At 45.4% G+C, this 26,108-nt stretch carries 11 protein-coding genes; 6 read left to right on the top strand and 5 right to left on the bottom strand.

What is annotated here, in order from left to right; genetic code table 11:
- Both QUB06_RS19925 and QUB06_RS19920 read left to right on the top strand, forming a co-directional pair.
- Positions 1–1,365, top strand: a 1,365-nt coding sequence (locus tag QUB06_RS19925) for a calcium-binding protein (RefSeq protein ID WP_333436719.1), incomplete at its 5' end; no start/stop codon positions are given.
- Positions 1,366–2,144: 779 nt separating this feature from the next.
- On the top strand, positions 2,145–5,504 hold the full coding sequence (locus QUB06_RS19920) for a DUF4347 domain-containing protein (RefSeq protein WP_333289003.1): 3,360 nt from the start codon (positions 2,145–2,147) through the stop codon (positions 5,502–5,504).
- Between the two features lie 265 nt (positions 5,505–5,769).
- Here QUB06_RS19920 and QUB06_RS19915 read toward each other — a convergent pair whose 3' ends face one another.
- The 3 genes from QUB06_RS19915 to QUB06_RS19905 all read right to left on the bottom strand — a co-directional run bounded on the left by QUB06_RS19915 (position 5,770) and on the right by QUB06_RS19905 (position 14,482).
- Positions 5,770–9,327 (bottom strand): WD40 domain-containing protein, encoded by a 3,558-nt coding sequence (locus QUB06_RS19915; RefSeq protein WP_333289005.1) that lies wholly within the window; start codon positions 9,325–9,327, stop codon positions 5,770–5,772.
- A 27-nt stretch (positions 9,328–9,354) separates the two neighbouring features.
- Positions 9,355–13,032 carry a WD40 domain-containing protein gene (locus tag QUB06_RS19910; RefSeq protein WP_333289007.1) on the bottom strand — a complete coding sequence of 1,226 codons (3,678 nt, stop codon included), beginning with the start codon at positions 13,030–13,032 and terminating at the stop codon, positions 9,355–9,357.
- Positions 13,033–13,159: 127 nt separating this feature from the next.
- Positions 13,160–14,482, bottom strand: a complete 1,323-nt coding sequence (locus QUB06_RS19905; RefSeq protein ID WP_333289009.1) for an AAA-like domain-containing protein — start codon at positions 14,480–14,482, stop codon at positions 13,160–13,162.
- Between the two features lie 670 nt (positions 14,483–15,152).
- Between QUB06_RS19905 and QUB06_RS19900 the strand changes: the two genes are divergently transcribed.
- The 3 genes from QUB06_RS19900 to QUB06_RS19890 all read left to right on the top strand — a co-directional run bounded on the left by QUB06_RS19900 (position 15,153) and on the right by QUB06_RS19890 (position 21,887).
- On the top strand, positions 15,153–16,703 hold the full coding sequence (locus tag QUB06_RS19900) for an ATP-binding protein (RefSeq protein WP_333289010.1): 1,551 nt from the start codon (positions 15,153–15,155) through the stop codon (positions 16,701–16,703).
- Positions 16,704–16,794: 91 nt separating this feature from the next.
- The gene (locus tag QUB06_RS19895; RefSeq protein ID WP_333436718.1) at positions 16,795–20,475 is read left to right on the top strand and encodes a GAF domain-containing protein; all 3,681 of its coding nucleotides are present in this window, start codon (positions 16,795–16,797) and stop codon (positions 20,473–20,475) included.
- Between the two features lie 194 nt (positions 20,476–20,669).
- Positions 20,670–21,887 (top strand): adenylate/guanylate cyclase domain-containing protein, encoded by a 1,218-nt coding sequence (locus tag QUB06_RS19890; protein ID WP_333436721.1) that lies wholly within the window; start codon positions 20,670–20,672, stop codon positions 21,885–21,887.
- 49 nt (positions 21,888–21,936) lie between these two features.
- On the opposite strand, the gene QUB06_RS19885 is transcribed toward QUB06_RS19890, so the two are convergent.
- Both QUB06_RS19885 and QUB06_RS19880 read right to left on the bottom strand, forming a co-directional pair.
- On the bottom strand, positions 21,937–23,217 hold the full coding sequence (locus tag QUB06_RS19885; RefSeq protein ID WP_333436717.1) for a recombinase family protein: 1,281 nt from the start codon (positions 23,215–23,217) through the stop codon (positions 21,937–21,939).
- Between the two features lie 3 nt (positions 23,218–23,220).
- Positions 23,221–23,580 (bottom strand): VOC family protein, encoded by a 360-nt coding sequence (locus QUB06_RS19880; protein ID WP_333436716.1) that lies wholly within the window; start codon positions 23,578–23,580, stop codon positions 23,221–23,223.
- 176 nt (positions 23,581–23,756) lie between these two features.
- Here QUB06_RS19880 and QUB06_RS19875 point away from each other — a divergent pair, with 176 nt between their 5' ends.
- Positions 23,757–25,901, top strand: a complete 2,145-nt coding sequence (locus QUB06_RS19875) for a SpoIIE family protein phosphatase (protein ID WP_333436715.1) — start codon at positions 23,757–23,759, stop codon at positions 25,899–25,901.
- Positions 25,902–26,108: the final 207 nt, after the last annotated feature.

Here is a 26,108-nt window from a genome sequence, read left to right as displayed (position 1 = left end):
CCGGCGCCAACTCCGACGCCCGCGCCGACTCCCACTCCGACACCGACGCCGGCGCCAACTCCGACGCCCGCGCCGACTCCCACTCCGACACCGACGCCGGCGCCAACTCCGACGCCCGCGCCGACTCCCACTCCGACACCGACGCCGGCGCCAACTCCGACGCCCGCGCCAATTCCGACTGAGACTCCGACACCGACGCCCGCGCCAACACCAACTCCAACACCAACACCCGCGCCGACACCGACGCCCGCGCCAACTCCGACGCCCGCGCCGACACCTGCGCCGACACCAACACCCGCGCCAACTCCGACGCCCGCGCCGACTCCCACTCCGACACCAACACCCGCGCCGACACCAACACCCGCGCCAACTCCGACTCCGGCCTCGGATGGTTCCCAGCTCGATGACCTCAACGCCCCGCAACTCGACTCTGCCACCATCACCCCCAACCCCGTCCAACAAACTCTCAACGGCGGTAACGATGCCGATTTCATCATGGGCGGCGGCATCAACGAGTCGATTAACGGACTTGTCGGCAACGATATTCTTTACGGTATGGGCGGCAATGACAACATTGACGGCGGCGCAGATAACGACTCAATCTTCGGCAATGGAGGCAGCGATTTCATCTCTGGCGACGCTGGCAACGATACCATCTACGCTGGCAAAGATAATGACACTGTTGTTGGTGGTGAGGGCGACGACTTGTTGAGGGGAGATCTCGGCAATGATACAGTTGCCGGCGGGCTGGGCAACGACAGCATTTTTGGCGGCAAAGATGACGATATCTTACTCGGTGAAGATGGCTCCGACTACATTTTAGGCAACTTAGGAAATGACACAATTAATGCTGGAAACGGCAACGATATTGCCTTTGGCAATGAAGGTGCAGACCTGATTTTTGGCTTATTGGAAAATGACACGCTTTACGGCGGCAAAGAAAACGACAGTCTCGATGGCGGTGAGGGCAACGACTTGTTGTTCGGCGGCAATGAAAACGATGTGCTCTTCGGCGACACCAATAACGATACCCTGTACGGAGGCAAAGCTAATGATATCCTCAGCGGCGGTGCTGGTTCCGATTTCCTCAGCGGCGATGTTGGGGACGATACTTTGACGGGAGGTTCGGGAAATGATGTGTTTTTCCTCAATCAAAGTTTGGGTAGCGACATCATTAATGATTTCCGCAAGGGAGAGGATTTAATTGGGTTGAATCCTGGTTTGAGTTTCAATCAACTCAGTATTACTTCCAGCAACAATCAAACTTTGATTACTGTGACGGACACCAATCAATTGTTGGCGAAGCTTAACGGTATTACCCCCGGTATTCTCACCGCTAGCGATTTCACTCAGGTAACAATCTAACTGCCGGGGGTAGGGTGCGCCATAAGCCGCCCGCCCGGTTAGAAGTGGTGAAGAAAGCTCTCAAACTCCTGAAATTTGGTGGATGACGTTAGCGCAGCCCCCCCCTACGGGGGCTACGCCAACGAATAGGAGCGATCGATCTGATTCTTTTCAACAGCGATCGGTAATAAATCTTGTTTATTGCCGATCGCCCACACCTAGAATGAGGCACATCCGTCTATTGCACTCCTGAGCTGGCTAGCCAGCTCAGGAGTCTCCGAATAAAGCAAGCTTTCTCAACACTAAATTGCAGATTTTGGGGAACTTTTTGCCAGCTATAAAAAAAGTTAAATTCATCAATTTTTTAGGGGAAATTTTCCTGGTTTTCCCTAATGTGAATGTATCAGGTAATAGCTAGATAGATTCTCAGGAATTAGGAACCCCAAAAAATCTTTTATGAATTTTACCTGACCCAGGCTTTCAAAGGCTTTGATCCACTACTTATCTCGCTAAGGGTGTGAATGGCAAATCTACAGAGAGAGGTTCCCCGTGCCGGACTATTTACATTACATTTTCTGCTGTTAATTGCTAAAAAAATCGCAAGTTTCACACAGCTTAAGCTGATTTGGGAGACAAGTCTCGGATTTCACTTAGGGATAAAATTCAACTTTTACCTAAATTTTAATCTCCCATATCTCTCACCGAGATTTTAATTCTGCCTACTGCCTTCTGCATCTCTAGCCTTCTGCTTTCAAGGTGAATCTACCAGCAAATAGTAAACATTCTCATGGGTATGCGAAATGAGTTCAACTTTTGCCACCAATATGGATTCACAATCTTTTCTCCACAATGCTGGTTCTAAATCTCTTGTCTTCATTGATTCCGACTTAGATGACTATCAAACTCTTGCCGATGGCGTGCTTCCCGGTGCAGAGATTATCATTTTAGATAAAAATGGTAACGGAGTCGAGCAAATTACTGCGAAACTGCAAACAATTTCTGCTGCGGGGGAAACTGTAGACCAAGTTCACGTTTTTTCTCACGGCAATTCTGGCAGCCTGCAGCTAGGTTCTGCAACGCTGACTTCGGATAATTTATCACAATATGAAAGCCAGTTGCAAGGGTGGCGAAATGCGCTAAGCGACCAAGCAGATATTGTGCTTTACGGTTGCGATGTTGCGGCGGGTTCGGGAAGCGATTTTGTCGATCGCCTGGGCGAGTTAACCGGGGCTGATATTGCGGCATCTAGCGATCGCACTGGCCGCGGTGGTAACTGGAATTTGGAGTTTGCCAAGGGTGATATTGAAGCACCGCTAGCCTTGACTCCAGAAGCAATGGCGGAGTATCAAGGGACTTTAGCAACTATTACCGTTACCAACAATAATGATAGCGGGCCGGGTTCCTTGAGAAATGCGATCGCCTCTGCAGCAGCCGGCGATACCATTCAATTTGCCTCCACACTTGCCAGCCAAACAATTACCCTCACTTCTGGTCAACTTGTCATCAACAAAAACTTGACAATTGATGCAGTTGGTGCAGCCAATTTAACCATCAGTGGCAACAATACTTCGCGGGTTATCCTCACAGAAGGTTTAACAAATGTTACTCTAAAAAACCTGATTGTTGCCAACGGCAAAGTTTCTGGAACCGATCCGAATAATGAGACAACTAGCAGCGGAGGTGGCATTAAAACTGGAGGTAGCAGCACTTTAACTTTAGAAAATTGCCAAGTCAATAATAATGTTGCCGGTTTCGGTGGCGGCATTTACACGGGTTTCCGCAGCACGACGACTGTCATTAACAGCAAGTTTAGCGGCAATGATGGTTCACTAGCTAACAATACCGAACGGGGGGGCGGCGCGATCGCCACTAAAAGCGGCGGTGTTCTGACTATCAGAGATAGCGAATTTACCAACAACAAAGGCAGCTACGGCGGTGCTGTTAATAACCTGTTGGGCAGCATGACGATCGAAAACTCTAAATTCACCGGCAACGTGACAGATAAAGGCGTTGGCGGGGCAGTTTACGTCGATGGCGCTAATGCTTCGGGGCCGAATGCAACCCCCGGCCCCGTTGCCGGAATTATTGCTATTCGCAACAGCGTTTTTGATGGCAATATCGGAGCGAGAGAAGGAGGCGCAGCCTTTTTGTTTGGTTATTTGCAAGATAAAGTGGTTTTGGAAAATAGCACTTTTATTAACAATAAAGCTGTTAAGGATCTAGCAGGAGTTGGAGGTTCGGGAGGCGCAATTCGTCACGGCAATGTGGATCTTACTGTAACAAACTCCACTTTTGCTAATAACCAAGCTGAAGATAATGGGGGCGGTTTGTGGGCAGGAGGGAATGGAAATATCAGCATTGTTAACAGTACATTTTCCGGCAACAGCGCTGCTAAGCAGGGCGGAGGAATGCTTGTCGCTAACAGAGATTCCTTTTCGACTAACATCGTAAATTCGACTTTTGCTCAAAATACCGCTGAATTTTCGGGAGGTATTGCTACTTTTAACGATCCTGTGAAATCGCCAATTACTGTCAAGAATTCGATTTTTGATAGGAATACGGCAAGTAATCCTTTTAAAACGAGGCAGCACACTGGACGGCAGCTAATCGATGGGGGAAACAATATTCAATTTCCCGCTAAACTGACCGTGGGAGATCCTAATGATAGTAATGTTACGGCAAATGTGACGATCGCAGACCCTTTACTCGGCCCTTTGGCAAATATTAACGGCGCTTTAGTGCGGCCGCTGCTAACAGGAAGTCCGGCAATTGATACGGGTACTGGTGCGGGCGCGCCGGCTGCTGATCAGCGCGGTGTGAGTCGCCCTCAAGATGGTGATAATAACGGAAGTGCGATCGTTGATATTGGCGCTTATGAATTTAACCCTACAGTCACGCCGACTCCAACTCCGACTCCCACTCCCACTGAGACTCCGACTCCCACACCGACTCCCACACCGACTCCCACACCGACTCCCACACCGACTCCCACTCCCACTCCCACACCGACTCCCACACCGACTCCCACTCCCACTCCCACTCCCACTCCCACACCGACTCCCGAACCGACTCCCACACCGGAACCGACTCCGACTCCCACACCGGAACCGACTCCGACTCCCACACCCGAACCCACTCCCACACCAACTCCCCCACCAACTCCGACGCCGACGCCAACTCCGGCGGCAGATGATTGCCTACTCGATAGCCTCAACGCCCCGCAACTAGATCCTGCCACCATTACCCCCAACCCCGTCCAACAAACTATCAACGGCGGCGACACTACCGACTTCATCATGGGCGGTGTCATCAACGAGTCAATTAACGGACAAGCCGGCAACGATATTCTTTACGGCATGGCCGGCAATGACAACATTGACGGCGGCGCAGATAACGACTCAATTTTTGGCAATGAAGGCAGCGATTTCATCTCTGGCAGCGCTGGCAACGATACCATCTACGCTGGCAAAGATAATGACACTGTTGTTGGTGGTGAGGGCGACGACTTTTTGAGGGGAGATATCGGCAATGATACAGTTGCCGGCGGCGTTGGTAACGACAGCATTTTTGGCGGTAAAGATGACGATATCTTGCTGGGTGAAGATGGGGACGACGACATTTTAGGCAACTTAGGAAATGACACAATTAATGCTGGAAACGGCAACGATATTGCCTTTGGCAATGAAGGTGCAGACCTGATTTTTGGCTTATTGGAAAATGACACGCTTTACGGCGGCAAAGAAAACGACAGTCTCGATGGCGGTGAGGGCAACGACTTGCTGTTGGGTGGCAATGAAAACGATGTGCTCTGTGGCGACATCGGTAACGATACCCTGTACGGCGGCAAAGGTAATGATATTCTCAGCGGTGGCAGCGGTGCCGATTTCCTTTCCGGGGATGTTGGGGACGATACTTTGACTGGAGGTTCGGGAAATGATGTGTTTTTCCTCAATCAAAGTTCGGGTAGCGACATCATTAATGATTTCCGCAGGGGAGAGGATTTAATTGGGTTGAATCCTGATTTGAGTTTTAATCAACTCAGTATTACTTCCAGCAACAATCAAACTTTGATTACTGTGACGGACACCAATCAATTGTTGGCGAAGCTTAACAATATTACCCCCGGTATTCTCACCGCTAGCGATTTCATTACTCTGTAGTTATTATACTAAATCCGGTTTGTCTCTACCCTCGATCATTCTGCGTATCCTTCGGCGGTTGAAACCAGGGCAACCACGGGGGGATTGCCCCTACAAAAACGAAGTCCGCCTCTGCAGACTGAGAGATAAAGGGAGTAGTTAAGCCGGATTTAGTATTATAGTATATTTCACTAAAAAGTAGCCAAGCATGATAAATATCCTCTAATCTTATGATGCTCTAGCCCACACCTATTAATCTATTATTCCTAATAAAGCGGACTTGAGATTATTCCGTTTTAATACGATCGCACAAATGTCTATCCTCCTCCTTCACATCGGCATTCGTCCGCAAATAATCCCGCACCCAGTCGCATCCATACTGGAGAAAATCGAGCTGGAAAATTCGCTCTAAATTCCACACAATTGCTGTGGTATCCTGACTTGCTGAGGCGATGAACTTCCCATCAGGGCTAAATGTCACTCCGAACACCCCATCCCCGTGTCCTTTTAAGGTTTGAAGCTCTTTACCATCGTAGCTCCAAAGTTTAACAGTGCCGTCAAAACTTGCTGAAGCGAGAGTCTTACCATCCGGGCTAAATGCCACTGAGAACACCGCATTTTTGTGTCCCTTTAAGGCTCTGATTTCTGTACCGTCGCGTCGCCAAAGCCTCACCATTCTATCCATACCTGCTGAAGCGAGAGTCTTTCCATCAGGGCTAAATGCCACTCCAGGTACCTGGCCGCGATGGCTTGTTAAAGTATGTAGAAGCTTGTAGTTGGGCTTTCCAGAGGCGATCGCATTATCCCACTGCCAAAGTTTGATAGTGCCGTCCACACTACCAGAGGCAATGAGCTTGCCATCGGGACTAAAGGCCACTCCGTTAATGTAATCGGTATGTCCTTTGAGAGTTGCCAATTGGGTGCCGTCAATCCTCCAAACTTTAACCGTTTTGTCCTCACCCACCGAGGCGAGTGACTGTCCATCTGGATGGAAATCAACCGCGAAAACTCTACCTTGATGTCCAGTAAAAGTCTTGATTAAGGTTCCATCTAGTCGCCACAATCGAACAGTGCTGTCATAACCCCCTGTAGCAATAGTGTCTCCGTTTGGGCTGAAATCTACTCCGAAAACTTTATCAGCTTGTTTGGGGAAAGTACGAATTAAACTACCATCAAGCCGCCAAAGTTTAACAGTATTATCACGACTGGCGGTGGCAATTGTCTTACCATCAGGGCTAAATTTTATGGTGTAAATTGATGCTTGATGTCCGTTAAGAGTCTTGAGCAAACTGTCATCAAGCTTCCAGAGTGCGATCGGGCCATCCCAACTGGATGAGGCAAAGATTTGCCCGTCAGGACTCCACGCCAATCCAGAGACGACATCCTTCGCGACTAGCAGGGTTTTTACCAGAGTCCCGTCAAGCTGCCACAGTTTGACTGTTCTGTCTAGACTTGCCGAGGCAAGCAAAGCACCTTGAGGGTTAAAAGCGATTTTGGTCACGGCATCGCTGTGTCCAGTTAGGGTTTTTACCAGAGTGCCGTCAAGCTTCCAAAGTTTGACTGTTTTATCGGCACTCGCCGAGGCAATGAGATATTCTGAAGGGCTAAAGGCAACATTCATAACTCTATCCGTATGTCCGGTGAGGGTTCGGATCAGTTTACCGTCTGCATTCCAGAGTTTAACTGTTTTATCTTTAGACGCAGATGCAATAGTTTGACTGTCCGGGCTAAAGGCAACGCTGTTAACTTCATCTGTATGTCCGGTGAGAGTTCTGTGCAGTTTGCCGTCTGTACTCCAGAGTTTAATGGTTTTATCTTTAGAAGCGGAAGCAATAGTTTGATTGTTAGGAGCGATCGCAACTTGTGAAATATTATTGGTATGTCCTTTTAAGGTCTGCCATAAGGTATAATTCGGCTTGACCTTGGTTGATTTTGTACTGTTTTTACGCCAAAGTTTAACTGTTTTATCCGCCGAACCCGAAGCAATTAAATCCCCTCTGGGGTTAAATACGACTCCCCAAACTGCATTGTTGTGCCCTTGAAGCGTTCCTAGTCTTGTACCGTCTTTTTCCCAAAGATCGATCGTTTTATCGGCAGAAGCTGAGGCTATGAGTTCCCCATCAGGGCTGAAGGTTACATCGTTCACCACATTGTCATGCCCCGATAAATGATTATAGTCAACTGCTCCATAAACAGCTTGATGGAGAGCTTCTTTAACTGAGCGTTCGCTCTCTGGTTCTACACCACCTAATTTTTGCAGTTGTCGCTTTCCTCTGATTGCCTCTATGAATGCGTCTAATTTTTGATTTGAGGCGAATAAGGCTTCGGAAGATTTGGCGATCGCTTTGATCTCACTGACAGCAGTTTGCCGATACTGAAAATACACCGCTACCCCCAATCCACAGGCGATAATTAATGCTATAGTTACTACCAATAGCAAAATTTTTTGCCGCTTAGAACTTTTTTTCTCTACAGCTAGTCTTTTTTGTTCTTCTGTTAGTCGGGCTTGAATTTCTTTAGCCCGTTCTGCTTCCAATCCTACCTGCATTTCTCTTCGGTCTAATTCTTCAGAAGCGCCTAAAAACTGATAATCTAAGTCACTCAAACTTTTACCCTGGGCCCAAGCTTGAGCATTTTTCAATGCCTGTCCGCGCAACAGTCGGGATTTATCTGTCTGCTTGGAAGTTATCCAAGCATCAAAGGCTTGAGAGTATGGACGCAAGGAAGCGAGATTTTTTTCTACCCATTTTGTGTTAAATACTTCTTGATAAATCTGGTTTCTTACCTGTAAAAAACCCTGGTATTTTACTACCAAACCAGACAGCAATAGTTCTACTTGTTCTCGCGAGTCATCGGTGGGTACTTCCACTCCTTGTAAGATTTTTTGATAGATGCCTAGTAGTCTGCCAGCACGTTGCTCATTTCTCAGGATGCGATCGCGGATCGTCTTTAAATGCTCTGGTTCATCTTGAGATTCCCAATTCTGGATGATGTGCGATCGCACGACCGATTCCACAAAAAATCCTTCAGTTCCCGGTGGAATTATCAGCACGTCACTGTGAGATTCTCGCGTCGCTCTTACTATCAATTGACACAGCTTTTGGCTCAGAAATGGTTGCCCAGAAGTCCAAGCTAATATTGATTTGATAATTGCCTCGGCATTACTAACTACACTCTCTAACCCTTGAGTTAGAGGAGAGGCTTCTTCCCAGGAAAAACCGTGCAAATCTACTGCTTTTCCGATATTAAAAGGTGTCCGATTTTTATCGGCGATTAAATCGCTGGGTGCAGCTACTCCGAAAATCGCGAAGGTAATTCGGTTGTATGCGGGATTAATGGCTCGTTGGTTGTAGCAATAACGAATCAAGGCAAAAAAGTCATCGACGGCAAAATCTAAGCTTAAAATACTATCAATCTCATCGACAAATATAAAAATTCGCTCATTCGGAAATTTTACTAATAATATCTCTTCAATAAATTGACTCAATCTTTGCAGGAGAGAAACTTCTTCTTGTTCTTGCCACCAGGTTTTTAAATTAACTTTTCCTACAAGATGGAAACTGCGCCACAAATCCCCAACGATTCCTTTATACCACTGTAAAGGAGTAATGTTTTCGCTACCGATGCGGGTCATGTCGATCGCGCTGCATTGAAATCCTTCTGCTTGCAGTCGGTGCAGGGTGCGAACGAGAAGGGAAGATTTGCCCATCTGTCGGGAGTTGAGGACGTAGCAAAACTCGCCGAGTTTTAAGGCTTGATAAAGTTCGATATCTGCTTGTCGTTCGACGTATGTAGGCGCATCAGTTGTGAGACTGCCACCAATTTGGTAAGAATAATCTTTCATAATTGATAGTTAATTGTTTCGGATAATTTAGCGATCGCCCACTCGATCGCACAAATGTCTATCCTCCTCCTTCACATCGGCATTTGTTCGCAAGTAATCTCGCACGCGATCGCAACCATCAGCCAACAAATCCACTTTCAAAACTCGCTCCACATCCCACAAAATCAGCGTATTATCCTCACTCACAGAAGCCACAAATGACCCATCCCCACTATACGCTACCCCCCGAATCGCCGCAGAGTTACCTCTGAGCGTCGTTAATTGGGTACCGTCAAGCTTCCAAAACTTCAGCGTATTGTCTACACTACCAGAAGCAATAATATTACCATCCGGGCTAAACGCCACCCCCCATACCGCGGCCAGATGACCTTCCAGAGTTCTCAGTAACTTACCATCCACAGTCCAAAGCTTAATCGTATTGTCCCCGCTGCCAGAAGCCAGAAATTTACCGTCAGGGCTAAATGCCACCTTCCACACAGCAGCAGTATGACCTTGAAAAGTTCTCACTAAAGTACCATCAAGCTTCCACAGCTTCACAGAACCATCCCCTCCTGCCGAGGCAATTAGCTGACCGTCAGGGCTAAATACCACCTGCCAAATAGGAGCATGATGTCCTGTCATAGTATGCAATAAAGTACCATCGGGCCGCCAAAGCTTGATAGTATTATCTTGACTTCCAGAAGCAAGAATTTGACCGTCAGGACTGAAAGCCAATGCAAAAACCGTAGTGTTATGACCTACCAAAGTTGCGATCGCTTTTCCGTTTCGAGTCCCGATATTCACCTTATTATCAATTCTGCCAGAAGCAATTAACTTGCCATCGCCACTCAGGGCAACAGCATAAATCGCAGCGTTTTCTACAGTGAAAGTCCTCAACAATTTGCCTTGCCGACTCCAAAGCTTAGTCGTGCCATCCTCGCTGCCTGTAGCAATTGTAGAACTATCCGAACTCAGTGCGATCGCCCAAATCCCGGCTTTATGTGCAGTAATCATCGTCCCGAATAGGTTTTGACTCTGCCACAGCCGCACCGTATTTTCTGCACCCGCCGAAGCAATAAAACTGCCGTCTGGGCTCCAAGCTATCCCCCAAATCGAGGCACTGTGACCTCTCAATGTCGTCCATTCTGTTCCGTCAAGATTCCAGAGTTTTACAGTTTGATCGCGACTTGCAGAAGCAAGAGTCTGACCATCTGGACTGAAAACAACTTCGGAGACTACAGCAGAATGACCTTCAAGCGTTCTAAGCAAAGTACCGTTTTTGTTCCAGAGTTTCACCGTTTTGTCTCCACTTGCTGAAGCCACAATCTGACCGTCTGGACTAAACGCTGCTGCAGATACCACAGAAGTATGACCCCGGAGAGTTCTTAACAGTTTGCCGTCTTTGTTCCAGAGTTTCACCGTTTTGTCTCCACTTGCCGTAACAATAGTCTGACCGTCTGGACTGAAAGCCACTGAGGGTACCCCAGCAGTATGACCCTGGAGAGTTCTTAACAGTTTGCCGTCTTTATTCCAGAGTTTCACCGTTTTGTCCATGCTGGCAGAGGCAATTGTTTGACCGTCGGGACTAAACGCCACTGTCCAGATACCAGCACTATGACCCTGAAAAGTTTTCAACAAAGTGCCGTTTCGCTGCCAAAGTTTTACAGTTCCATCATCACTTCCAGAAGCAATAAACTGACCGTCCGGGCTAAATTTTACAGACCGAACGATCGCCTGATGACCTTTAATTGTTGCTATTTCCGTTCCGTCCCGACCCCAAAGTTTAATAGTTTTATCCACACTTGTGGAGGCAATAAACTTACTGTCTGGACTAATGTCAATTCCTAAAGCTGCCATTTTATGTCCCGATAAACGGTTGTATTCAACCCCTTCATAAACCGCTTGACGCAATACATTTATCACTTGATCTTCAAGGTTTTTATCTTTATTGCCTAAGTTTTGTAGTCGGCGCTTAGCTTTAATTGCTTCTATTAGTGCATCCAATCGGCGATTAGAGGCAAACAGTCCCTCCGAGGAAGAAACCAGCGCTTCAATTTCACTCATCCGAGCTTCGCGCTCACTAATAACGGCTCGGCGATACTGAAAATAACTTGTTACTCCTAAAGCACCGGCAAGCAGCAGTGCAATACTAACAGAAAATAGTAAGCGCCTCTGTCGTTTCGCTGCTTTTTTTTCTTGAATTAATCGCATTTGTTCCTCTGCCAGCCGCGCTTCCACTTCTTTGGTGCGTTCTGCTTCTAAAGCTTGTTGAACTTCTCGCCTATCTAGTTCGGCACTAGCAGCTAAGAACTGATAGTCTAGGTTACTCAAGCTTTTTTCCTGCGCCCAGATTTGACCATCTTTTAAGGCTTGTCCCCGCAAAAGTCGGGAAAAATCTGTTTGTTGTGAAGCAACCCAAGCATCGAAGGTTTGCGAGTAGGGGCGCAGTTGCCCTAATTGCTTGTCTACCCATTCGAGGTTAAAAACTTCAGCATAAACCCTGTTTCTCACCTGTAAATAACCATTATTTTTGACAACTAATCCCGATAATAATAGTTCAATTTGTTCTGGTGAGTCATCAGTTGATACTCCTCCCGCTCTTTTGCTCAAAGGTAGAAATATTTCATTTGCTTGTAGGGGCAATTCCCCTGTAGTTGCCCTATAAAGATTTGGATCAGGCACGGGGGTACTGCCCATAGAGTCCTCTTCAAAGTCCCACAATGAAACAGAACCGCTGGTTAAGGGGGGATTATATTGTAAAATTTGCTGGTAGATGCCGAGTAATCTGCCCGCGCGTTGTTCGTTGCGAATAATCCGATCCTTTATGGTTTTTAAATGCTCCGGCTCATCCTGAGATTCCCATTTATTAATGATATTTTGTCGCACTAAATGCTCTACCCAAGCCTCTTCTGTTCCTGCTGGAATTGTTACCACTTTTTGCGGTGTACTTTGAGTTGCTATGTAGGCTAAATAGCACAGCTTTTGCGTCAGGAATGGCTGCCCAGAAGTCCAAGCCAATATCTGTTTGAGAATAGCTTGATAATTATTGACTCCACTTGCCAATCCCGCGGCTAATGGCTGGGCTTCTTCTAGTTCAAAACCTCGTAAATGTATCGCTCTACCAATATTAAAAGGAGTTCGTTTTTTATCAGCAATTAAATCGCTAGGTGTTGCTACTCCAAATATTGCAAAAGTAATGCGATTATATTCTGGATTAATTGAGCGTTGATTATAGCAAAAGCGAATTAGGGCAAAAAAATCATCGACAGGGAAATCTAGACTGAGAACACTGTCAATTTCATCAATAAATATAATGATTTGTTGGTCAAAAAACTTGACTAACAAAATATCTTCAATAAAATGACTCAATCTTTGCAGAAATGATACATCTTCTTCATCACGCCACCAGGTTTTTAAGTTAACTTGCCCTAAAAGATTGAAGCCGCGCCACAGTTCCCCAATCATGCCTTTATACCACTGTAAAGGAGTGATATTTTCACTGCCAATACGGGTCATGTCGATCGTGCTGCATTGAAAACCTTCTGCTTGCAGTCGGTGCAGGGTGCGGACTAAGAGAGAAGATTTGCCCATTTGCCGGGAGTTAAGGACGTAACAAAATTCGCCAGCTTTTAAGGCTTCATAAAGTTCGGAATCTGCTTGCCGCACTACGTATGTAGGCGCATCACTGGCGAGACTGCCACCAATTTGGTATGTTACCTGAGTCATGCCGTTTATGGGATAATTTGAAATAGAGCTTTTAGCATCAAAAAAGTTGGTTTAGGATGTGGTGCGATCGCTTGCTTTCCCCGATTTCAACTTAACGGCAGAACAGATTTTTCAGGTGGGGCAATAACTAAACAAAGTGGTGCGAACCAAAATAGAGGCGGTACAACTCGCAGCTTAGCGTACAGCGGTTGTTATCGATATGAAGCAGGCCCATACTAAATAATTTAGAAGCTACTATCGGATCTAATTCCACTCCGTGTTCCGATTTTACCACTTGTTTAAGTGCAACCGCAAGTTCGGGATACTCTTGCAATGTTGCCCAAAAACTCCGCAAGTAATCTTTATAAATTCCCGCTATTGTCGGAGCTTCTTGTAGTAGCTGATCTAGCCTGACACTGTTTTGACAGAGGTGGTAAAGAGCGAGCCGCACCAGATAAGGATGTCCCCCCACCATTGCCATCAGTCGATCGGCATCGGAACCCTCTGTCCAATCTAGTCCGTGACGCTGCGCTAAAGCAAGTATCTGCTCTTCTGTAAAATAGGGCAATTGCAGCGGTAAACCGACATTAAAAGGCGATTCAGTGAGCTTTAAAGGAATATAAATTTCTGTGGAGTGAAGAACGATTAACCGCAGTTTTCCCAAAGTTTCAATCCGCTTTGCTTCTTCATGCCAGCTTCGCAGCAGCGGCAAAAATTCTCTGGCAATTTTGGGATACTCAAAAATTCTATTTACTTCATTTAAAGCTAACACAAGAGGGGTACTTATTTGTGCTAATATATATTGTTGCAAATAGATAGTGCAGCTTACTTTGCTACCCATGTCTTCATCCCAATAATCATCTAATAGAGGTGGTAATTCTAGGTGACGGCTGATGTTGGCACAAAACCAGCGTAAAAATTTATCGATATTGGCTAAGACAGCTTCCTCGGCTTGCTGAAAATCTAAACTTACAGTTCGATAGTCAAGAGAAGTCGCGCGCTCTAAAATGCGTAGCAGAAGGGAACTTTTTCCCATCTTCCTGGGAGCTTTAATCCGCAGCACACTTCCTGGTTTGGCAATCTCTCGATAGGCGAGTTCTTCAATTAGCGGGTGATGGATATAAAATGGCGAACCGAGGGGCACGGGAGATCCGGGAAATTCTAAAGGTGTGGCTAGGCATTGGCTGCGGGTGAATGCTTCAATTAATTCTCGTTCCTCTGTGGTCAGGGAACGTGATTCTACACAAGAGCGAAAATTTGATTTACTAATAGATGTCTGCAAGATTTGAGAGAGAGATTGCCACAAGGATGAGGCGATGTTTCTCAGGTAATGCTCTCCGTAATGAGAGGCAGATGCGATACTTGTATAAGTCTTTCCTTCCCAAACTTGGCGGAGTATGATTTCTTGTACGGGATATAAATCTTTTTGTAATCGGACACGAGTTAGCTGTAGTACCTCATCTATCGTCATAATTTGCAATTATCCCGTCAGTGTATCGTTGATATTATCACTTATAATTGACTGTAAAGCTGAGAGCGATCGCCTATTGGATTGCCACACGCTCCTGTCGCGACATTTTTCATGGGGTAATTGGTCACATCGGTTAAATCTCTCCCGAAGAGTATCACTATCAATAATCAAGAATTCCCTCGCGCGGTGGGGGCGGGTGTATTTAACCTGTCTGCACTCTTCAAGGGTACAAGAGTGAACCCATCTCTACAGGTTTTTGAGAATGGTTCTCTTCGTTAAGTTAAATTCGTGACATCCGTTAAATCTGGTGATTTCCCCGTTGCCTGACCGATCGCTGAGTGCTATAACCTAATTTCAATGGGCGCTGGCGCTCCTACTGGAAAGGAATCTGTGCTCAGTTTTTCTTGATCGTTGGCCAAAATGTCATGTCGGTGTCACAGTTGATAGTGAAGGCAGAATTAAAAATGTGACAGTTGACTTTGCTAAAGCTTAGTCGATTGATGTTAAGTTAATTAACAGTAGTTTCAGCTCGCTGCATTTACTGCTCACAAGTGTTAAGTCCCAAACTCTAATTATTATTGGGGGGCTAGCATTTTTTTTAATACTCCTGTAACCACCTCTAAAAAATATTAGCAAATAACCGAGTTGTTTGAGGCAAATGGTTCATAAAATGTTTCCAAATTATTTTATTCCTCACGGCCATTGCTACTTGTGGAAGCCTGGATTGGTGGGGCTACACGTTTTGTCCGATGGTTTGATAGCCGTCGCTTATTTTTTGATACCGCTCACGCTGATTTATATTGTCAAAAAGCGGCAAGACGTGCCTTTTGACTGGGTTTTCATGCTGTTTGGCTCTTTTATTATCTGCTGCGGGATTACCCATATTATGGAAATATGGACGCTGTGGCATCCTAATTATTGGTTCTCTGGTTTTCTTAAAGGGATTACTGCGCTGATTTCGCTATGTACAGCAGCAGTGCTGGTGGAACTAATCCCAAAAATCTTGGCGATTCCCAGTCCCGCTCAATTGGCGGTGGCAAATAGGGCTTTACAAAAGGAGATTGGCGATCGCAAACAAGCTCAAGAAGCACTCTCGGAATTAATGCTAGAATTGGAAAAACGGGTTATTGAGAGGACGATCGCTTTAGAAGTTGCTAATGAACGTTTGCAACAGGAAAATCGCGATCGCTCTTTGGCGGAAAATTCATTGCGGCACTCGGAAGCTAAACTGCTAGAACAAACTCAGCATTTAGAGAACGCTCTGCAACAACTTAAAGGCGCTCAAGCTCAACTCGTGCAAACTGAAAAAATGTCGTCTTTGGGGCAAATGGTAGCTGGGGTTGCCCACGAAATAAATAACCCTGTTAACTTCATTTATGGCAATCTGATTCCGGCTGAGGAATACATTAAAGATATTTTGGAATTGATTAAGGCTTATCAAGTTTATTACCCCACTCCTGCACCGGAAATTGTAGACAAGATTAACAGAATTGATTTAGGTTTTATTTTAGAAGACCTGCAAAAACTTTTTCGTTCGATCCAAATTGGCGCAGAGCGAATTAGGGAAATTGTTAAGTCTTTACGAACTTTCTCCCGGTTAGACGAAGCCGAAATGAAAAAAGTAAATATCCATGAAGGGCTCGATAGCACTTTAATGATTTTGCAGCACCGCTTGAAAGAACAACCAAACCGTCCACCTATCCAAGTGATTAAAGAGTATGGAGATGTGCCAGCATTGCAATGCTACGCTGGGCAGCTTAACCAAGTATTTATGAATATTTGTTCAAATGCTATTGATGCTTTAGAACAGATTGTACAGGAGGGATATTCGACCAACGGCTATTGGGAAAATAATTTATCTGACAACTTACAAAACACCTATTGCCCACTGCTAAAAATTCGCCTCCGCACCCTTTTAGTTGATGGCAAGTGGGTGCAGATTCACATTGCGGATAATGGCACTGGCATAGATTATGATGCGATCGCTAAAATTTACGATCCATTTTATACAACGAAACCTATCGGTGCTGGTACCGGGCTGGGTTTGGCGATTTCTTATCAGATTATTCAAGCCCATGAAGGTTATTTGCGCTGCACTTCCGAGGTTGGGAGAGGTACGGAGTTTATTATTGAAATTCCTTTGCGCTCGCAATTTGGCGAGCGCCACCATCTGCACAAGCAAGCTGTTATGAACAAGCGGGGTTTAGGCGTTAATAAATAATGCTGAATCCAGCTACAATTTTCGGCTTATTTTATTTTTTTGCCTAACTTAGGCATCATCAAATCCATCTTATCTGCCAATAACAACTATTATGTGGGAAGCACTCAAAAATATCTTTTCCCCAACTCAGTATATGCCTCACGGTCATTGCTATCTTTGGCAAACGCCTTTAGTGTGGCTGCACGTAACTGGGGACTTTTTAATCGCGATCGCCTACTATTCAATTCCGGCGATGCTAATTTATTTTATCTTCAAGCGCCGCGATGTTCCTTTTTTAGGAATATTTGGTTTATTTGGTGCATTTATTATTCTGTGTGGCACGGGTCACTTGCTAGACATTTGGACGTTGTGGCATTCCGCTTATTGGCTGTCGGGGATTGAAAAAGGAATTACTGCACTGGTTTCCTGCTACACCGCCGCCTCGATGGTAACACTATTGCCCCAGTTTTTGTCCTTAAAAACCCCCCAAGAATTAGAGGCAATAAATTGCAAGTTGCAGACTGAGATTGCTGTGCGTGAAGAGGCAGAATTAGCGTTGCGCCACGCTTATGATGACTTAGAAATTAAAGTTCAAGAGCGCACCGCAGAGTTGACAAAAATTAATGGTTATTTAGAAGCAGAAATAAGAGAAAGAATAGCCGCTGAATCCGCTTTACGCGAACGAGAAACTAGGTTAACAGAACAACAAAATGGATTGCTAGAATTAGCCAAAAATTCTAGTATCTACGAGGGAAATATCGGCGATGCGTTGAGAGAGATTACGCAAATGGCAACTCGTACTCTGAATGTCGATCGGGCAAGTATTTGGTTTTATCAGGAAGATAAATCCGCAATGTGCTGTGCGGATATTTACGAACTGACTCCAAATCAACACAGCGCCGGTGCAGAACTGAAAGTTGCTGACTATCCTAGCTATTTCCAAGCTTTGAATACAGAACAGGTACTCGCAGCGGTTGATGCCAAAACCGATCCGCGCACCCTAGAATTTAGCGAATCTTATTTGATGCCTTTAAACATCTCGTCGATGCTAGATGTTCCTATTACCCATAAAGGGCAAATTGCGGGTGTAATTTGTTTAGAACATCAGGGAACGACCAGGAATTGGACGCTCGACGAACAAAGCTTTGCTAGCTATGTGGCGCAGATCGCAGCTTTAGCAATGGAAGCTCGCGATCGCAAACAAGCTGAGTTAAACTTGCGTTCTGTCACCGAACGCTTGCAATATTTGCTGGCGACTACTCCGGCGGTGATTTTTAGCTGCAAATTAGGGGGAAATTATGACGTAACATTTGTCAGCGATAATATTGTTTCAATGATGGGTTATGAAGCGCGAGAATTTGTTGATGGTTCCCTTGATTGGCATAGCCTCATTCACCCAGACGATCGAGAAAATGTTGCAACTGCATTCGCTCAGATAGTGGAAAAAGAAGCGATTTCCTACGAATACCGCGAACGGCACAAAGACGGTAGTTATCGCTGGATATACGATGAGGTTAAGTTGGTCAAAAATGCTGCTGGCATACCTGTGGAGTGCGTGGGTTATGGAGTAGATATTACTGCTCGCAAACAGGCGGAAGCAGCTTTGCAGCAACAAGTAAAAAGGGAGCGGCTCGTGAATTCCATGCAAGAGCGAATTCGTTCCTCTCTTAACCTAGAAGAAGTAATGACAATGGCTGTGGAAGAAGTCCGCCAGTTTTTGTCAACTGATAGAACAGTTATTTACCGCTTTAATCCAGATTGGAGTGGATTTATAGCCGTCGAGTCGGTATCCGTCGGTACGATGCCGATTTTGGGGATTGACATTAATGACCCTTGTTTTCGAGAACGCTACGTCTCTGTTTACGAGCAGGGACACGTCCGCGCGATCGAGAATATTTACACGGCAGGTATTTCAGAGTGCCACGTTAATTTACTGAGCGAGTTGGAAGTTAAAGCTAACCTCGTGGTTCCCCTTTTGCAAGGTGACAAACTATGGGGGCTACTCATTGCTCATCACTGCCGCAGTCATAGGCATTGGAACTCTTCTGAGATAGAATCTCTCAAGCAAATTTCCGTGCAGCTAACAATTGCCATCCAGCAATGCACCCTTTTTGAACAAGCCAAAACAGAAATTGCCGATCGCAAATTAGCAGAAACAGCATTACAAAAAGCTGTCGTAGCTGCTGATACAGCTAACCGCGCCAAGAGCGAATTCCTTTCTTCGATGAGCCACGAATTGCGGACTCCCCTGAATGCCATTCTCGGATTTAGTCAGGTGATGGTGCGCGATTCATCTCTCAACAATCAACACCAACAGCACCTAGAAATTATTAATCGCGCCGGTGAACACTTGCTTGCCCTGATTAATGACATTTTGGAAATGTCCAAAATTGAAGCCGGCCGAAGTCAGCTTAATGAAAGCAGTTTTAATTTAATGCGCTTGCTAAAAACCTTAGAAGAAATGTTTCGATTAAAAGCTAAATCTAAGAAATTGCAGCTAAATCTTGAAGTGGGTGACGGCGTACCGGACTTTGTTAGTGGAGATGAAGGTAAATTGCGCCAAATTTTAATTAATCTTGTAGGAAATGCGATCAAGTTTACAGAGAGGGGTAGCGTTACTTTGCGAGTGAAAAAGAAGGTAGAAGAAAGTTTGGTGGCTCAAACCGCAGAGTTTTCCGACACACAAACAAAACTTGTCGGCGCGGGTTCTGAACATTACGAAAGCTTAGCGGTTGAAACCGCAGCTATACAAAGAAAACCCGGATGGTGCACTGGTTTTAATCAGTCCGAAAGCTTGGCGGACTGTGATTGTGTAGACTCGACTCACCTTCACCCGGAATTGTTACGCCTTCAGTTTGAAATTGAAGATACTGGCCTTGGCATTGCTGCAGAAGAAATGAATAAGTTATTTGAACCATTTGAGCAAACAAAAACAGGTCAAAAATCTCAACAAGGAACTGGCTTAGGCTTACCAATTAGCCGCAAATTTGTACAAATGATGGGAGGAGATATTACTGTCAGCAGTACACCTGAATTGGGAAGTAAGTTTGCATTTGATATTCAAATCAGCCTTGCCCCTCCCAGCGAGATTAAAATCCTTAAACCGCAGAAAAAAGTAATTAGTTTAGCACCGAATCAACCAGAATACCGGATTTTGGTTGTTGACGATCGCGCCGATAACTGCCTAGTCATAGAGAGATTATTGTCACCACTAGGCATCCTCGTGCGAGAAGCTAGAGATGGTCAAGAAGCTATTGCTGTATGGGAGGATTGGCAACCGCACCTGATCTGGATGGATATGCAGATGCCTGTCATGGATGGCTATGAAGCCACCAGAAAAATTAAAGCTCATCCTCTCGGAAAACAAACTGTAATAGTGGCTCTTACTGCGAGCGCTTTTGAAGAGGAACGACAAACTATTTTAGGAGCAGGATGCGATGATTTCATGCGTAAACCATTCGAGGCAAAGATACTATTTGCGAAAATGGAAGAACTTTTAGGAGTACGTTACATTTACGAGGAATCTGTTGATGCACCACTAGAAAATGAAAACGAAATTAGCGGAGTGACTAGCAATCAATCTGTCGAGTCACAACTCGGTCAAATGCCTCTTGAGTGGGTAGAAAAGATATCTCATGCTGCTCATGAATGTTGCGACGATAAAATTGTTAAGTTGATTGAGGAATTGCCGAGCGAGTTTGCTTTTGCCGCAGAATACTTAACTACTTTGGTGCAGGATTTCCTATTTGACGATATTATAGATATAGCGCAGTCAGCAGTTGCAACGAGGTAAAAATAACAGTTTTCAACTAATCTTAACTTGGGAGGCAATTCTATTTAAAAAAGACCTAAGATTACGCCCCAATACCGTCTCCTTGCCATCTATTTTTAGCAAGGTAAATCGGAATTTCTACCGTTGGGTTTTTTTGAGGTAAACTTCTTAAGTGTTAATATCTTTCATCTTGACAAACTACCGTGAGCGATCGCATGGACAGCCATCAATATCCTACAATTCAAGCCAACATTTTAGTAGTTGATGATAAGCCCGATAATGTGCGGCTTTTATCTACAATCTTGACAGAACAAGGGTATCAGGTTCGTAAAGCACTGAACGGGCAAAGGGCGATCGCTACAGTGCTGGAGTTTCCGCCGACTCTAATTTTGCTGGACGTGATGATGCCAGAGATGAATGGATATGAGGTATGTGCAAAGTTGAAAGCTTCACCAAAAACCAGTTCCATTCCCGTGATATTCTTAAGCGCCTTAGATGACGTTTTAGATAAGGTGAAAGCTTTTGAGGTGGGAGGAGTTGACTATATTACTAAACCTTTTCACGGTAAAGAAGTATTGGCCAGAGTGGCAAATCAGTTAACAATTCAAACTCAACAACAGTTACTTCAACAGCAAACGAAGCAATTCCAAGAACTTGTCGAACGTTTGCAAAACGAAATTAAAGAGCGGCAGGGGGTGGAGGTAGCTTTACGGCTTGCTCAAACAAAGTCCGATCATTTATTGCTGAATATTTTACCAGCCGCGATTGTTGAAAATTTGAAAAAGGGCGAGGGTTCTCCTGCTCAGAGGTTTGATTCAGCAACAGTGCTTTTTGCCGATATTGTCGATTTTACGTCTATTGCTGCGAGAATGTTACCTCTAGAATTGGTAAATGTACTGAACCAGATTTTTTCCAGGTTTGACCAATTAACTGAAAAACACGGTTTGGAAAAAATTAAAACAATTGGAGATGCTTATATGGTAGCGGGGGGGTTGCCGGTGCCGAGGGCAGATCATGCAGAAGCGATCGCGAATATGGCCTTGGATATGCAGGAAGCGATCGCGGATTTTCAAACTGACAGAGGCGAACCATTTCAAATTCGGATTGGCATTCATACAGGGCCAGTAGTTGCTGGCGTAATTGGCACTAAAAAATTTATCTATGACTTGTGGGGAGATACTGTTAATGTTGCTTCTCGGATGGAATGTCAAGGATTACCGGGATATATTCAAGTTACTACTGCTATTTACGAACTGTTAAAAGATGGGTATTTATTTGAGGAAAGAGGTGCGATCACGATTAAAGGAAAAGGAGAGATGAGCGTCTATTGGCTAAAAGGTAAAAAAGATAATTCAGCGGTAGAAACCGATGCTTGTCAAACGAAGTCCACTCCTAGCGAACTAAGAGAGTACCCAAATACCCCACTTATTTAAGAAGTCGGGCATCTAACCTAGGAGCTAGGGATGAACGTCGAGCTAATCCTTAAAAAATGAAAATAATTTGCAGTTGCCAATTTGTATTTTCCCGGACGATTTCAATGCGATCGATAAATTCTCGAAAGTAAAACCTGCGTTCTGATTCTGATAAATCGAGCCAAAATTGGGGAAGGGAAACTGTTTGGGCAGTTTCTCGCAAATTCACTGGGGGTAGTTGCGCTAATTTGCTTTGCAGATCGGCAATTTCGGTGCGGATTTTGTAGGCTCTAAACTCTGCCGTTTCTGTGTCTAAAATGCCGCTGTCAATCAGGGCGGAAAGTTGCTCTATGATTTCTTGTTTCGATGCGATCGCCCTGACAATTCCTGCTTTAATTCCACTCATATTCGGCATTTGCAACCCAGCAACAGCATCGGGTAAATCCCGACAAATACCGGCGATGGTTAATTGCAAAACTTCATCGTAGGAAAGGCCGCTACATTTAGGCTGTTTTGGACAGTTAATCGGTCGCAAATAAAGGTATTCTTTTTCTTTGCGGTAGGAGGTGACTTTGGCAACTGTCATGGGCGATTTGCATTCTCCACAAATTGCTAAACCTGCGAGGGAACGTGGGGCGCTAGCGCTGCGAGGAGAAAGGCAGCGGTTGCGGCGCAGTAACCTATCTATTTGGGCGGCTTCTTCTCGGGAAATAATCGGGACGTGGGTGTTAGAAATTACTTGGCCGTTTTGATATTCCAAATCGCCTCGGTAGGCGGGATTTGTCAGCCAGCGGCGGCCGGTGCTTACAGAGATTTTTTTGTTGTATTTCTTGGCTAAATACCGCACGGAACCTCGCAAGGAACCGTAAATTAAAAAGTGTTCAAAAAAGTCTTTGACGGTGGGGGCGGTGGTTTTATCGATCGTATAACAATCTTTGCCGCGCCGGTAGCCGTAGGGAGCCTTACCCGGTGGAATCCGGGATTTGATGCGGTTGCGGGCGTGTCCTTTGCGAATACTCCGGCTGTGTTGGCTGCGCTGGATTTCTGCGAGGATTTGCAGCAAGTTTTGGCGGTTTCGCGGTTCTGTTTCTGCTTGTACGATGATTTCGACGCCGAGGTTTTCGAGTTGGGCGAGGTGCGAACACACTTGCTGTACGGTGTCGCCGAGTTCTTCAAAGCGCTGAATTAATAAGTATTTGACTGGTTCTGTTTCGCAGTCTTTGAGGAGTTGTTGCAGTTGTTGTCGCCCTCCTAAGTCTTGATAGGTGCGATCGACTTCTTGCCCCCAAATTTCCGGTGCGGGTGCTGCTTCGAGTAGCGGTTCGGTGTAAGAATAAGCGATGATTTTCATCTGTTACTCGCTGAGTTCGATGATGTTGCCATCGGGATCTTGGGTAAATAATGCCGATCGACCTGACGCGCTCATTTGGAACGGGCAATTGTGAGCGATTAACTGCTGTTTGGCTGCCTCTAAGTTGGCCACAGAAAATGCTAGATGTCGGTTGCGTCCCCATTTAGCCTTGTCTACGGCATCTGGGATAATTGTTCCACCTAAAATTAGGTGGAGCTGGAAGTCGCCGATTTGATACCAGATTCCGGGAAATTTTAAGTCTCGATCGATTTTTTGCAGTTTTAGTACGGTGCTGTAAAAGTGTTGGGATTGTTCCAGGTTGGAGATGAGGATGGCGCTGTGGAGGGATTGAGTAATTTGCATTTTTGTTGGGATTTATGGTTTTATTTTAACCGCTGATGCAGGCTGATGAGCGCTGATGAACGCAGATTTTTTTGAGGTTGGTTGAGTTTTTGATATGATAACATTGTCCGTCGCTATTAATATATCCATTATCAAGTCTTGTAACAAAAAACTGCCCGCTGGGAGTGTTTTTAACAATGGTTTCTCAAAAAAGTGCGATCGTCTCCAGAGCGGGCAAATTCCGTCTCCGCAATGTCTTGGTAGTTCCCTTTGTTCTCCAAATTTTGGCGGCTGTTGGCTGCGTTGGCTATCTCTCTTACAGAAACGGAGAGCAGATAGTCAACGATATTGTTAGTCAGTTGCGGCACGAAGTGAGTGCGAGAGTTTACGAACGTGTCCAAACCTATCTGGAAGCTCCCCCACTGGTGAATCAGATCAATCAGGATGCTGTACCTTTGGGGGTGTTGAACTTTGACGATTTGGAGCAAGCTAGACCATATTTTTGGAAACAAGTTCTGCAATTTAAGTCGATCGGTCACGCGGGAATTGCCAACGAAAAAGGTCAGTACCTGCGTGTGGGTTGGGTAAATCGGCTGGTTGGACTTGAACAACCTCAGCTTGCCCAGCAACTGATTCCGGGGGGCGGCGACTTGATATATTACAACCTTGACGATAATGGAAACCCGACAACAATCGACAAAAACACGCCCAATTATGATGTTCGCACGCGCCCTTTTTACAGAGTAGCTGTTGAGAAGAAACAGGCAGCTTGGAGTGAAGTTTATATTAATTTTGGCTACGGTACGCTGCAAATTAATGCGAGTCTACCCTATTACGATGCCGAAGGGAAACTAATTGGCGTGCTGACTTGCCAGATGGGACTAGATCAAATTCGCCACTTCCTGCAAACCTTAAGGGTGGGTAATTCCGGTCAAGTATTTATCATTGAACCCCAGGGTGAATTAATAGCCACTTCGCTTAAAGAACAGCCTCTGTCGGTGGGAAAAGGCAAAGATACAAAGCGGCTCAAAGCACAGGAAAGCAGCAACCCATTGATGCGTCAAAGTGTGGTTTATCTGCTCGATCGCTTCAAGCGTTTGGAAGACATCCATCAAACTGTTCAACTTGACTTTAAGTTTAACGGTGAGCGGCAATTTATCCAAGTTTCTCCGCTAACTGACAAGTACGGCCTCAATTGGCTGAGTGTAGTAGTAGTTCCTGAAGCGGACTTTATGCCGCAAATTTATGCTCACACTCGGCAGACTATTTTGCTGTGTATTGTGGCTCTCATTGTCTCTGTTGGAGTGGGTATTTTCACCGCTAGCTGGATTACTCGCCCCCTGAACCAAATTGCTCAAGCTTCAGAATATCTAGCAGGTGGTGCTCTTAACCAGAACGTTGCTTCCAGTCGGATTTTGGAAATTGAAACCTTAACCAATTCCTTTAACAGCATGGCGAGACAACTGCAAGAATCCTTTGAAACGCTAGAAGATAAAGTCAAAGAACGTACCTCTGAACTCGCCACAGCCACTAAACAAATTGCCACTCTCAACCAGCGCCTGAAAGCGGAAAACCTCCGCATGAGCTCCGAGCTCGATATGCTCAAACAAATGCAGCAGTTGATTCTGCCAAAACCTGCTGAACTTGCAGCCATTGAAGATTTAGATATTGCCGGATTTATGGAGCCAGCCTCGGAAGTAGGGGGTGATTACTACGACGTACTTTGTACTAACGGAGTTGTCACGATTTGCATTGGTGATGTCACCGGACACGGATTGGAAAGCGGCATTTTGATGGTGATGACTCAAGCTGCTGTCCGCACTCTTCAGGAAATGCAAGAATCCAACCCGGTGCGTTTTTTAGATACCCTCAACCGCACTATTTATAAAAATGTCCAGCGCATGAACTCGGACAAAAATATGACACTAGCTTTGCTCAACTATGCGGATAGCACAATTAGTATCAGCGGTCAACATGAGGAAACTCTTGTGGTCAGGAAAGGCGGTAAAATCCAGCGGATAGACACCATAAATTTAGGATTTCCGCTCGGCTTAGATGAGGATATTTCCGATTGGATCAGCCATGTTTTAGTAGACTTAGAGCCGGGGGACGGGGTGGTGCTTTATACTGACGGCATCCCCGAAGCTAGAAATATGCACAAACAATTCTACGGTATCGAAAGACTCTGTGAAGTGGTTTCTCAAAACTGGCATTTGAGCGCCGAACAAATTAAGGAAGCCACCATTGATGATTTGCGAGACTTTATTGGAGAACAAAAGGTTTTTGATGACATTACTTTGCTAGTATTGAAGCAACAGGGCAATATTGTGCATAATTTATGAGTGACCGAAAGCATCCAGGATACAAGCCCCCGGATTCATTCCGAAAGCAGACTCAGGACGGAGAAATAAAAAACCTGTATCCCATGAAACTTGCCCCCCGAATTTATCCGTGGGGTCGCCTCTAAAATCTAAAATCTAAAATCGATTGACGGTCGTCAACCCGGTTTCTACGAGGGGTCTTGGATTTAGTGGTCAAGCATCGAAGCC

Source organism: Microcoleus sp. D2_18a_D3, from assembly GCF_036702455.1.
GTDB lineage: Bacteria > Cyanobacteriota > Cyanobacteriia > Cyanobacteriales > Microcoleaceae > Microcoleus.
Note: the sequence above shows the minus strand (reverse complement) of the source record. Positions and strands in the feature narration are given on the sequence as shown.

What these genes read in the sequence shown, in the direction of transcription:
- QUB06_RS19905 (WP_333289009.1), bottom strand. Translation starts at nt 14,482, where the DNA reads ATGACGATAGATGAGGTACTACAGCTAACTCGTGTCCGATTACAAAAA.
- QUB06_RS19895 (WP_333436718.1), top strand. Translation starts at nt 16,795, where the DNA reads ATGTGGGAAGCACTCAAAAATATCTTTTCCCCAACTCAGTATATGCCT.
- QUB06_RS19900 (WP_333289010.1), top strand. Translation starts at nt 15,153, where the DNA reads ATGTTTCCAAATTATTTTATTCCTCACGGCCATTGCTACTTGTGGAAG.
- QUB06_RS19920 (WP_333289003.1), top strand. Translation starts at nt 2,145, where the DNA reads ATGAGTTCAACTTTTGCCACCAATATGGATTCACAATCTTTTCTCCAC.
- QUB06_RS19910 (WP_333289007.1), bottom strand. Translation starts at nt 13,032, where the DNA reads ATGACTCAGGTAACATACCAAATTGGTGGCAGTCTCGCCAGTGATGCG.
- QUB06_RS19915 (WP_333289005.1), bottom strand. Translation starts at nt 9,327, where the DNA reads ATGAAAGATTATTCTTACCAAATTGGTGGCAGTCTCACAACTGATGCG.
- QUB06_RS19890 (WP_333436721.1), top strand. Translation starts at nt 20,670, where the DNA reads ATGGACAGCCATCAATATCCTACAATTCAAGCCAACATTTTAGTAGTT.
- QUB06_RS19885 (WP_333436717.1), bottom strand. Translation starts at nt 23,217, where the DNA reads ATGAAAATCATCGCTTATTCTTACACCGAACCGCTACTCGAAGCAGCA.
- QUB06_RS19880 (WP_333436716.1), bottom strand. Translation starts at nt 23,580, where the DNA reads ATGCAAATTACTCAATCCCTCCACAGCGCCATCCTCATCTCCAACCTG.
- QUB06_RS19875 (WP_333436715.1), top strand. Translation starts at nt 23,757, where the DNA reads ATGGTTTCTCAAAAAAGTGCGATCGTCTCCAGAGCGGGCAAATTCCGT.